Source organism: Pseudomonas sp. R28(2017) (genome assembly GCF_002112505.1).
GTDB lineage: Bacteria > Pseudomonadota > Gammaproteobacteria > Pseudomonadales > Pseudomonadaceae > Aquipseudomonas.
Genome location: NZ_NEHW01000016.1, coordinates 34,577 through 45,556 on the forward strand (window position 1 = coordinate 34,577; position 10,980 = coordinate 45,556).

The 10,980-nt window shown below is 66.9% G+C and carries 9 protein-coding genes; 2 read left to right on the forward strand and 7 right to left on the reverse strand.

Annotation, left to right across the window (positions count from 1 at the left end; all coding sequences use genetic code 11):
- Window positions 1–6: 6 nt before the first annotated feature.
- The gene (locus tag CAF78_RS23520) at window positions 7–930 is read left to right on the forward strand and encodes an acetaldehyde dehydrogenase (acetylating) (protein WP_085677281.1); all 924 of its coding nucleotides are present in this window, start codon (window positions 7–9) and stop codon (window positions 928–930) included.
- A gap of 10 nt (window positions 931–940) precedes the next feature.
- Window positions 941–1,963: a 4-hydroxy-2-oxovalerate aldolase gene (dmpG, locus tag CAF78_RS23525; RefSeq protein ID WP_085677282.1), complete on the forward strand. Its 1,023-nt coding sequence runs from the start codon at window positions 941–943 to the stop codon at window positions 1,961–1,963.
- Between the two features lie 84 nt (window positions 1,964–2,047).
- On the opposite strand, the gene CAF78_RS23530 is transcribed toward dmpG, so the two are convergent.
- From CAF78_RS23530 to CAF78_RS23560, 7 genes are all read right to left on the reverse strand, one after another.
- A complete protein-coding gene (locus CAF78_RS23530) occupies window positions 2,048–2,881 on the reverse strand; it encodes an SDR family NAD(P)-dependent oxidoreductase (RefSeq protein ID WP_085677283.1) in 834 nt (277 codons plus the stop codon).
- Window positions 2,882–2,893: 12 nt separating this feature from the next.
- Complete coding sequence (locus tag CAF78_RS23535) at window positions 2,894–3,661, reverse strand: SDR family oxidoreductase (protein WP_085677284.1); 768 nt, start codon at window positions 3,659–3,661, stop codon at window positions 2,894–2,896.
- A gap of 93 nt (window positions 3,662–3,754) precedes the next feature.
- The gene (locus CAF78_RS23540) at window positions 3,755–4,984 is read right to left on the reverse strand and encodes a helix-turn-helix transcriptional regulator (protein WP_085677285.1); all 1,230 of its coding nucleotides are present in this window, start codon (window positions 4,982–4,984) and stop codon (window positions 3,755–3,757) included.
- A 124-nt stretch (window positions 4,985–5,108) separates the two neighbouring features.
- Window positions 5,109–7,511 carry an MMPL family transporter gene (locus CAF78_RS23545; RefSeq protein ID WP_085677286.1) on the reverse strand — a complete coding sequence of 801 codons (2,403 nt, stop codon included), beginning with the start codon at window positions 7,509–7,511 and terminating at the stop codon, window positions 5,109–5,111.
- 10 nt (window positions 7,512–7,521) lie between these two features.
- Window positions 7,522–8,490, reverse strand: coding sequence for a YCF48-related protein (locus CAF78_RS23550; RefSeq protein WP_085677287.1), 969 nt, complete (start codon window positions 8,488–8,490; stop codon window positions 7,522–7,524).
- Window positions 8,491–8,773: 283 nt separating this feature from the next.
- The gene (locus CAF78_RS23555) at window positions 8,774–9,718 is read right to left on the reverse strand and encodes an OB-fold domain-containing protein (protein WP_085677418.1); all 945 of its coding nucleotides are present in this window, start codon (window positions 9,716–9,718) and stop codon (window positions 8,774–8,776) included.
- A gap of 5 nt (window positions 9,719–9,723) precedes the next feature.
- A complete protein-coding gene (locus CAF78_RS23560) occupies window positions 9,724–10,935 on the reverse strand; it encodes a thiolase family protein (RefSeq protein ID WP_085677288.1) in 1,212 nt (403 codons plus the stop codon).
- Window positions 10,936–10,980: the final 45 nt, after the last annotated feature.

A 10,980-nucleotide genomic window follows, 5' to 3' on the forward strand; every position in this document is an offset into this window, starting at 1 on the left:
TTGAACATGAGCAAGAAAATCCGATGTGCGTTGATCGGGCCGGGCAACATCGGCACCGACCTGCTGTACAAACTCAAGCGCAGCGAGGTGCTGGAGCCGGTCTGGATGGTCGGCATCGATGCCAGCTCCGAAGGCTTGGCACGGGCCCGCGAGCTGGGCCTGAAAACCACCGCCGACGGCGTCGACGGCCTGTTGCCGCACGTGCTGGACGACAATATCCAGATCGCCTTCGATGCCACCTCAGCTTACGTGCATGCGCAGAACAGCCAGAAGCTCAACGCCCTGGGCGTGCTGATGATCGACCTCACGCCAGCGGCCATCGGCCCCTACTGCGTACCGCCGGTCAACCTCAAGGCCAACCTCGGGCTGGGGGTGATGAACGTCAACATGGTCACCTGTGGCGGCCAGGCGACCATCCCGCTGGTGGCGGCGGTGTCCAGCGTGCAGCCGGTGGCCTACGCCGAGATCATCGCCACCGCCGCGTCGAAATCGGTGGGCCCGGGCACGCGCAAGAACATCGACGAATTCACCCGCACCACCGCCAATGCCGTGGAGCAGGTGGGCGGCGCCCGGCAGGGCAAGGCGATCATCGTCATCAACCCGGCCGAGCCGCCGCTGATCATGCGCGACACCGTGCACTGCCTGACCGACGACGAGCCGGACCAGCCGGCGATCCGCGCCGCGATCGAGGCGATGATCGAACAGGTGCAGCGCTACGTGCCGGGTTACCGGCTGGTCAACGGGCCGGTGTTCGACGGCAAGCGCGTGTCGATCTTCATGGAGGTGGAAGGCCTGGGCGACTACCTGCCGCGCTACGCTGGCAACCTCGACATCATGACGGCGGCAGCGGCGCGTACCGCCGAGCTGTACGCCGAAGCAATCCTCAAGGGCGAGCTGCTGCTGCGCCCTGCCCCCACTGCCCTGGCCTAAGGAGCCGACCATGGACCTCAACGGCAAACGCATCACCGTACATGACATGTGCCTGCGCGACGGCATGCACCCCAAGCGCCACCAGATCAGCCTCGACGAGATGCAGCGCATCGCCTGCGGCCTGGATGCCGCCGGGGTACCGCTGATCGAGGTTACCCACGGCGATGGCCTGGGCGGCAGTTCGGTCAACTACGGCTTCCCCGCCCACAGTGACGAGGCCTACCTCTCGGCGGTGATCCCGCTGATGAAACAGGCCAAGGTCTCCGCACTGCTGCTGCCGGGCATCGGCACGGTGGAGCACCTGAAGATGGCCCACGGCCTGGGCGTGAGCACCCTGCGGGTGGCTACCCACTGCACCGAGGCCGATGTCAGCGAACAGCACATCGCCCATGCCCGGCACCTGGGCATGGACACCGTGGGCTTCTTGATGATGGCGCACATGAACAGCCCCGAAGGCCTGGCCACCCAGGGCAAGCTGATGGAAAGCTACGGCGCCAACTGCATCTACCTGACCGACTCGGCGGGCTACCTGCTGCCGCACCAGGTGAGCGAGCGGGTGGCGGCGATGCGTGCCGCGCTGCGCCCGGAGACCGAGATCGGCTTCCATGGCCACCACAACCTGTCGATGGGCGTGGCCAACTCGATCGCCGCGATCGCTGCGGGCGCCAGCCGTATCGACGCGGCCTGCGCGGGGTTGGGTGCCGGTGCCGGCAACACGCCGATGGAGGTGCTGGTGGCGGTGTGCAAGCGCATGGGCATCGACACCGGGGTGGATGTGTTCGCCATCCAGGACGTGGCCGAGGACCTGGTGGTGCCGATCATGGACTTTCCCATCCGCAGTGACCGCGATGCGCTGACCATGGGCTATGCCGGGGTGTATGGCTCGTTCCTGCTGTTTGCCAAGCGGGCCGAGCAGAAGTATGGGGTTTCGGCGCGGGAGATTCTGGTGGAGATGGGCCGGCGCGGGATGGTCGGCGGGCAGGAAGACATGATCGAAGATACGGCGATGACCCTGGCCAAGCGCCGGGCCTGATTCGGTTCCTGCAGTACAGCGCGATGCATGGCTGCCCTGTAGGAGCGGCCTTGTGTCGCGCCTACAGGAATTGCCACAGCCTTATCACCGCCAGTCGGCGACGATCCCATGCTCTAGGGCCAACCCCTGCGCCGCCACCGTCCGCCGCTGGTACTGCGTCGCCTGCGGGTCGGTGGCCAACCACAACATCACCGCCGCCGGCACCTCAGGCGGTGCGCTGCCAGCGCGCAAGGCAATCACCCCCTGCTCGCCAATGGTCACTTTCAACGCCTCGGTGGTCACCACTCCAGGGTTCAGGGTATAGGCACGAATCCCCCGCTCGCCCAGCTCGGTCGACAAAATGCCCGACAGTCGCGACACGGCCGCCTTGCCGGCGCCGTAGGCATAACCCCAGCCGCCCTTGTCCGCCGCCACCGGCGGGTCGCTCTCGCCAGCGCCGGAGGTAACGTTGATCACTACCCCGCCGCCCTGCCCGAGCATGCGTTGCACCACGGCCTGGGTCAGCAGCAAGGGCGTCAGGATGTAGCCCTTGAACATCCGTTCCAGGGTGTCCGGCTGCAGCGCGAGGAAGGTCGAATTGAGGTCGCTGCCCTGGTAGATGGCATTGTTCACCAGCACGTCGATGCGCCCGTACTCAGCCAGCACCGCCGCACAGGCCTGTTCGGCGGTGGCGCTGTCGAGCAGGTCCATCGGTACCACCAAGGCGCGTGCGCCCAGCGCCCGGATTGCCTCGGCGGTGCCATTGAGGCTGCCGGACAACGGCGCGCCCGCAGCATCGCGCAGGGCGTGCTGATGCTGCTCACCCTCCTCGAGCGTGCGGGCGCTGATCGCCACGTCGTAACCGGCACGGGCGAACGCCAGCGCCGCCGCCCGGCCGATGCCACGGCTGGCACCGGTAATGAAGGCCACTTTGTTCATAGGGAATCCTTGTCAGAAACGCGGCGCGCGCACCATCGCGTCCATACCGCCGTCGATGAATACCACGCTGCCATGCACGAACTGCGCTTGCTCGGACTGCAGGAATGTCACCAACGCGGCGATTTCCTCTGGGCGCCCGGCACGCCCCAGCGGCGCGACGAACTCGCGCACCGCCTTGCCGAAGCGCGCATCGTCCAGCGACGCCTGGTGCAGCGGGGTCTGCACCGCGCCCGGCGCCACCACGTTCAGGCGCATGCCACGCTGGCCCCAGGCCGAGGCCAGGCTGCGTGCATGGTGGGTGATGGCATATTTGGAACAGGCATAGGCCACATGGGGCTGGCCCAGGCCATTGGCCAGGTCCAGTGCCCGCCCTTCGTCGCCGTCGAGCATGGCGCTGGTCATCGCCTGCTGCTCGGCGCCTGGCTGGGTGGCGGCCACCGAGCCAATCACCAGCGCCGCCGGGTTACGCCCACGCGCCAGGGCGCCTTGCAAACCTTCGAGCAACTGGCTCACGCCAAAGTAGTTGACCGCCAGGATCAACCCGCAGGACGGCGCGGTCACGCCAACCCCGGCGCAGCAGACCAGGCCGTCGAGCACCCCGCCGCTGCGTTCGAGCACTTCGGCAATCGCCGCCGCGCGCCCTTGCTCGGTAGAAAGGTCGGCCACCACCTCGGCATCGGCACGGTCGATGCCGATGATTTCATGACCCGCCGCGCGCAACGCCGCGGCAACGGCGGCACCAATGCCCGAGGCACTGCCGCTGATAGCTGTAACAGACATGATCGATCTCCACGATAGGTCGGTGCAGTATCGGCAGAAGGCCAACGCGCCAGCATCGTCCTTGCGGACTACGGCTGGCGAGCTGGATGTGCCTCAGGCACGGCGCGCCACGGCCAGTTGCGGCAGCGGCACCTTGAGACGCTCGGGCGCCTTCAGCGCCACCTTGGGCTTGCCGAGGGCGACCACGCTGTTGAGCAGGATGCGCACCAGTTCGGTCTGGCGGCGCACGCCAGTCTTGGAGAAGATCGAGCGCAAGTGCGCCCGCGCGGTGTTGCGGCGGATGTTCAGCTCTTCGGCGGCTTCTTCCAGCGACAGGCCGTTGGCCAGTTCCATGGCCAGCGCGGTTTCGGCGCGGGTCAGGTTGAACAGTTGCTTGGTCACCACCTCGCTGGCCAGCGACTTGCTCGCCGCATCACGGATGTACACCAGCGCCGCCGGCTTGCCGCGTTCATCGGCCCAGTCCAGCGAAGGGATCGACTCGACCACCAGGCCCAGGTTGACCAGGCCAGATGGGCGGGTCACCGACATGGCTTCGGCGCCCTTGGGCGCATCCGGGGAAAACGCGGCGCGAATCAGCCGCTGCAGCTCGCGGTTGTCGCTTGGGTAGGTCGCCTCCAGGCGCCCGCCCACCAGCTTCAGGCCGTCGGCGCTGGCGAGAATTTCCTGGGCCACCGGGTTGACCCGCAGCACGCTGCCGCTCTCGTCCAGCACCAGCGTGGCCACCGACAGGCGGCTGATGGCCTGGGAATAGAGCTCGCTGAGCGATTCGCTGCGGTCGAGCAGGTTATGCACCTGCAGCGCCCGGCGCAGGTGCGGCAGGAACATCCCGCACAGGGCGCGTTCATCGGCCGAGAAATTCGGCTCGCGCTTGGAGCGGGTGATGCGGAAACGCAGCTTGCCGCCATCGGGGGTGGAAATGTCGGCACCCATCACGTGGTACACGTCCTGCTGGCTGCAGAACATCTTGAAATAGGCGCTGCGCTCCCACTCGTCCGAAGTCATGACGTCGTCGACCGTGAACACATGGTCCGGCGGCTGGTTGGTAAAGGGCGTGTTGGTTTGCGGGTAGGTCATGTAGGTGACGTCACCGGCCCCTTCGATGTCGCCGGAGATGATCATCACGCCCATGTCCGGCTGGTCCGGCACGCGCAGGATCAGGGTCGCGTAGTTGGCGGCATACAGGGTGCGAAAGCTGGTCAGCGCACGGGCCATCAGCTTGGGGTCGAGGGCGCCTTCATAGACTTCACCGACCAGGCGATCGAAGGTTGCCAGGTCGCAGCCGAGTCGGGCCAGCGCATCATGGGTCAAGACAGCTTTTTCCACAGTCTTCTCCTCGCTCGGGCAGGCTTCGGCCGGCCCTTGTTATTTTTATTCGGCGATGTGTCCGCGGCACAGTCTCGCTGGCCGCCCTGGCGCCGACAATAGGGGCGCCAGGGTTTATTTTGTATTAGCGAATGTCTCCCGCGCCTTGGCCCACCAGCACTGGCCTGGGCACCACCTGCCGGGCGACCAGCGGTCGCCCACGGTTGAACCAGGCCGCCAGCGCCGGGAGCAGGAAAATTGCCCCCAGCACGTTGACCAGGAACATGAACGACAGCAGCACGCCCATGTCGGCCTGGAACTTCAACGGCGCAAACGCCCAGGTGCACACGCCGATCGACATGGTCAGGGCGGTGAACACCGCCGCCGTGCCGCGCTGGCACATGGCCCGGTAGAACGCCTCGCGCAGGTCGGCGCCGGCGGCCATCTCGTGCTGGATGCGCTCGTACAAGTAGATGCCGTAGTCCACGCCGACCCCGACGCCCAGGGCCATTACCGGCAAGGTGGCGACTTTCAGGCCGATACCGAGCATGGCCATCAGCGCGTTGCACAGGATGGCGACGATGGCCAGGGGCACGAGGATGCACAGCACCGCCCGCAGCGAGAAGAAGGTCAGCCAGCAGAACAGCGCCACCGAGCCGAACAGCGCCGCCAGCATGGTCACTTCGGCGCGCTTGACCGCCTCGTTGGAAGCCGCCATGACCCCGACGTTGCCACCGGCCAGCAGGAAATCGACCTTCGGCGTGCGCACATCGGCGATGATCCGCCGCGCTTCACCGATGGCATGGCTGATGGTGGCACCTTCGTGGTCGGCGAGAAACACCAGGATCTGCATCTGCTGACAGCCTTCGGTGACCAGCCCGTCGTCCGGCATGTAGGCCCGCGCCCCCTGGCTAAGGCCGCGTGCCGACCCGGGGATGGCCGCCCAGCGCGGGTTGCCTTCGTTGTTGCCGGCGATCACCCGCTTGCCCATGCCGGCCACGCTCTGCACCGACTGCACGCCACTGACCGCACGCATGCGGAAATCGAAGGCCTCGACCGCGCGCATCACCTCGGGCGACAGGCAGCCTTCTTCCACGCCCTTGACCTCGACGAACACCGACAGCACATCCAGGCCGATCGAGTAACTGCCGATGATCCGCGCATTGTCCTGGTTGTAACGCGAGTCACCGCGCAACTCCGGTGCCCCGGCGCCGATATCGCCCACCGCCAGCTCGCGGGCCTTCCAGGCGCCGCCCACCAACAGCGCCAGGCTCACGGCGAACACCGCAAGCGCCGGGCCCGGTTCGGCCAGCGCCGACAGCCGCCACCACAGGCGATGGCGCCCGGCCTCGCGGGCTTGGGCCCGCTGCAGCGTGGCAGGCTCCAGGCGCAGCCAGGAGAGGATGATCGGCAGCATCAGCTTGTTGGTGATGATCATCAGCATCACCCCGATGCAGGCGGTGACCCCCAGTTCATGCACGATGGGGATATCGATCAGCATGATCACGGCAAAGCCCAGGGCGTTCATCAGCAAGGCCAGGGAACCTGGGATGAAGATCTTGCAGAACGCCGAGTGCGCCGCCTGCCGGGCGCTGGCCCCGGCCACCACGTCCTGCTTCCAGGCATTGGTCATCTGCACCGCGTGGGACACGCCGATGGAGAAGATCAGGAACGGCACCAGGATCGACATCGGGTCGATGCCCAGCCCCAGCAGCGGCAGCAAGCCCAGCAGCCACACCACCGGCAGCAGCGCCACGACCAGCGCGACCAGGGTCAGGCGCCAGGAACGGGCGTACAGCCACAGCAGCAGCGCGGTGATGGCGAAGGCAATGACGAAGAAGCCGATCACCGTGTTCAGGCCTTCGACCACATCGCCGACCAGCTTGGCAAAGCCCACCACGCTGATCTCGATGTCGTCGCTGGCGTACTTCTGGCGCAGCGCCTCAAGCCGCTTGGCGACTTCGACATAGTCCACCGCCTTGCCGGTCTGAGGGTCGATGTCCTGAAGATCGGCACGCACCATCGCCGACTTCAGGTCGTTGGCGATCAGTCGGCCGATCTGCCCGGAGGCCGCGGCATTGCTGCGCACCTGGGCAAGGTCCGCAGCGCTGCCATTGAAGCGTGGCGGCACCACCACGTCGCCGTAGAAGCCTTCCTCGGTGATTTCGATGTAGCGCACGTTGGCGGTGAACAGCGAAGTGACGCTGGCCCGGTTGACCCCGGAGATGAAGAACACGTCATCGGTGACCTTGCGCAGGGTGTCGAGGAACTGCGCGTTGTACAGGTCGCCCTCGCCCTTCCAGCGCACGCTGACCAGGAAGCGGTTGGCGCCGGTGAAGTACTGGCTGAAGCGCAGGAAGTTGACCATGTAGTCGTGGCGCACCGGGATCTGCTTGTTGAAGCCCGGGTCCAGCTGGGTGTGGGTCGCGCTAAAGCCCAGGCCCAGGGTCAACAGCACGAACAGCAACAGCAGGCCTTTGCGCCCCTTCATCAACGCCTGGGCAGTGGCCTCGACACAGCGCGCGGTTCGGGTGTCTGCTTTTTTCATGGTTTGCCTCTCATTTGCCCAGCGTGGCGAGGTTGCCCGCACTGGCGTCGAAAACCCCTTGCTCACCGCCCAGCAGCAGCCGTGAGCCCACCATTGCCGCCGACGTCAGCGTGCCGTGCCCGGCCAAGCGCGTGACGCTGGCCAGTTCGCCACGCCCGTCCAGGCGCACCAGCGAGCCGCCGGCACCGACGATCAGCAGGCCACCGCCCGGCAGGCGGGTATGGCCGTACAGCGGCAGTGCATTGCCAAGCTCAAGCTGGCGCCAGTGCTCGCCAAAGTCGTGGCTGACGAACACGTGCCCGCGCATGCCGTAAGTCACCCAGTCGTTGCCGCTCAGGCGCACGACGCCGAACAGCGAGCCGTTGTAGAACGCCGGCAGGGCCTGCCACTGCCCGCCGCCATCACGGCTGCGCAGCACCAGGCCCTGCTCGCCGACCAGCATGCGCCGGCCATCGTCGCCACCGTCCATGCCATTGAGATGGGCGCTGTCGATGTCCAGCGCCAACGGCCGCCAGGTCGCCCCGGAATCATCGGACTGGTAGAACTTGCCGAAGCTGCCGAACGCCAGCACCCTGTCGGCACCGGCCGCCCACACACCCAGCAGCGGCTCGCCGAGCTGGTCGTCATGACGCACCTCGCGCCAATGCTGGCCAGCATCATCGGAGCGCAGGATCCAGCCGTCATGGCCGACTGCGAGCAAGCGCTGGCGGTCGAGGGCCACCACCGCGGTCAGGGCGACTTCACGCTGCGGCTCGACCACTGCCTGCTGCCAGCTGGCGCCCTGGTCATCGCTGAACAGGATGCTGCCGCGCTCGCCCACCGCCAGCACGCGGGTGTCGAGGTCAAGCAAGGCGTTGACCTGCACCCGGTCGGTACGCAGCGGGGCATCGGCGGGTGCGGCTTCGGGGCGGGGCAGGAAGGTAAAGACGATGGTCAGGCCGACGAACAGGCAGACCAGGTAGCCGATCACCGAGCGCATGGGCATCGCTCCTGATCGAGGGGCAGGTACAACGCAGCCATGGAGCCTTTCCTCTTGTTCTTGTCAGGCGGGGGCATGGGGGATAGTCGGTCGGGGGCGACCGGGAAACATCGTCCAAATGGCTTAAGGTTTGTCGGAATCGACCTGTCATCTGTGGGCCGGCGTGGGCCTCTTCGCGGGCACGCCCGCTCTCACGGGTATCTGCACAGCCCTTGAGATTTGCGCAGTACCTGTGGGAGCGGGCATGCCCGCGAACACCGGCGCAGCCGGTGCCATCCATGCATCAACGCTGGTAGAGGATCACCAGGTCGTTGATCACCGACGGCCGCTCCTGGCCAACAACGTGAATGTTGATCTCCAGCGTCATCTGGGTACCACGCTGGTTCAGCTCGACCGCCTTGACCCGTGCCCGGGCATGAATGCGCGAGCCGGCCGGCACCGGCGCCGGGAAGCGCAGGCGGTCGGAGCCGTAGTTGATCTGCGTGGTGAAGCCAGTGATCTCGAAGCCCAGCGCCAGCTTCAGCCGCGACTGCAGCACCTGCACCAGCGCGCCGTGGGCGATGGTGCCGCCGAACGGGCTGCTGCGCCGGGCCCGCTCAGGGTCGGTGTGGATCCAGTAGTCGTCACCCGAAAGCTCGGCAAAGGCATCGATCAGCGCCTGATCCACCAGCAGGCTGTTGCTCCAACCGCTGTACTGTTCGCTGACCAGCGCCTGCAGCGCGGCCTGGTCCTGGCAATCGACCTGCAGGCGGTTATCGGGCACCTCGGCAGGCGCCACTGCCTCGACCACCGGTGCTGCCTCCAGCGCTGCGGCGTCCTGCGCAAGGCCAGTGAAGCGCAACAGCCGGGTACCTTTGCCATCGACCTGGGCAAACACCGGCTGAAGCGGCATGCCAATGCGGATCTGGTCTTCCTCCAGCCCCACCAGGGTGGTGTTGACCCGCACGCCTTCGGCCAGCTCCACCACCGCCAGCTTCTGCGGCATTTCATCGATGAAGTCCGGCAGCGTCGGGATGCGCGTCAGGGTGTAGCTGTACAGCGTCGCCTGGCCGCTCACCTTGCGCCACGCCGGGTCCGGCGCCAGGCAGGCCGGGCAGTGCCGGCGCGGGTAGAACAGCCACTGGGCACAGCCGCCACACTGCTGGACCAGCAGGCGACGGGCCTTGAGCCCTTCCCAGAACGGCGCGGAGATCTCGGTCGCCACGGGCATCGGTTTGTTGTTCGACATGATCGTCATGCTCCCTGAAGAATCAATGCGCCCTGCTCGCTCATCACGCCGCCGGTACCGGAGACGTAGACGCTGTCGCAGCGCTGCAACTGGCGTTCGCCCGCGGCCCCGGCGATCTGCGTGACCGCCTCGATGACCTGGGACATGCCGCCGGCCGAGCCGGCCTGGCCAAAACTGAGCTGGCCGCCATGGGTGTTCATGGGGAAATCACCCCGCCAGGTCAGGTCGTGCTCGCGGACGAACGCCATGCCCTCGCCCTTGCCGCAGAAACCGGCGTCTTCCAGGGTCAGCAAGGCGGTGATGGTGTAGCAGTCGTAGATCTGCGCGGCATCGACGTCGGCAGGCTTCAGCCCGGCCATGGCGAAGGCGCGGCGCGAGGCCGGGCCGATCGGCGTGTGCACCATGTCCTCGGCGTAGGTCGGCGACTTGAACGCCAGGTGCTCGCCGAAGCCGGTGATGTACGCCGGGCGTTTGCGCGCACGCGCTGCCAGTTCCTGGTTGGTGATGATCAGCGCCGCGCCGCCAGCCACCGGCATGACGATCTCCAGCACGTGCAGCGGGTCAGCGACCATGCGGCTGGCCAGCACCTGCTCCACGGTCAGCGGCTGGCCGAAGAACATCGCCTGCGGGTTGGCCTGGGCATTGGTGCGCTGGTCCACGGCAATTTTCGCCAAGGCCCGTGGGTCGTAGCCGAACTGCGAGGCGTAGCGTTGGGCGATCATCGCGTAGCCGGTGTTCTGGCCCATGTGCCCGTACGGCAGATCGAACTCCGCCTCCGGTGCGCCGAACGCCGTGCTATGCCCGCCAAAACGCATGGCTCTGGCCATCCAGCCTGGGTCTTCATCCGGCCCCAAGGGCGCCATGCGCGCCGGCAGCACGCACAGCACCGCCTGGCACAGGCCCAGTTCGATGGCGGCAGCCGCGCGCCAGACCATGCCGACCGAGGTGCAGCCACCCAGGTCGACCACTTCGGCGAAGTTCAGGCGCAGACCCAGGTACTCGGCGGCCATGGCCGGGACGAACACCGAGGCTTCGTGGAACTGCGGCCCGTTGATCACCAGGCCGTCCAGGTCCGAGGCTTGCAGGCCGGCATCGCGCAGGGCCTGGGCGGCCAGGTCGGCGACCTGTTCGAGGTGGAACATTGTAGGTGCCGTGGCGTACTTCTCCGGCTTGTACTGCGCGGTACCGACTATTGCTGCGTGGCCTTTGAGCCCCATGGTGCCTCCATGCCAGCGCCCGCAGGCGCCAGCGTTGTCAGGTGA

Bases quoted from the DNA above. Each gene is read 5' to 3' on its own strand.
- CAF78_RS23555 (WP_085677418.1), bottom strand. From the start codon at position 9,718: ATGTCGAACAACAAACCGATGCCCGTGGCGACCGAGATCTCCGCGCCG.
- CAF78_RS23550 (WP_085677287.1), bottom strand. From the start codon at position 8,490: ATGCGCTCGGTGATCGGCTACCTGGTCTGCCTGTTCGTCGGCCTGACC.
- CAF78_RS23535 (WP_085677284.1), bottom strand. From the start codon at position 3,661: ATGTCTGTTACAGCTATCAGCGGCAGTGCCTCGGGCATTGGTGCCGCC.
- CAF78_RS23520 (WP_085677281.1), top strand. From the start codon at position 7: ATGAGCAAGAAAATCCGATGTGCGTTGATCGGGCCGGGCAACATCGGC.
- CAF78_RS23545 (WP_085677286.1), bottom strand. From the start codon at position 7,511: ATGAAAAAAGCAGACACCCGAACCGCGCGCTGTGTCGAGGCCACTGCC.
- CAF78_RS23560 (WP_085677288.1), bottom strand. From the start codon at position 10,935: ATGGGGCTCAAAGGCCACGCAGCAATAGTCGGTACCGCGCAGTACAAG.
- CAF78_RS23530 (WP_085677283.1), bottom strand. From the start codon at position 2,881: ATGAACAAAGTGGCCTTCATTACCGGTGCCAGCCGTGGCATCGGCCGG.
- dmpG (WP_085677282.1), top strand. From the start codon at position 941: ATGGACCTCAACGGCAAACGCATCACCGTACATGACATGTGCCTGCGC.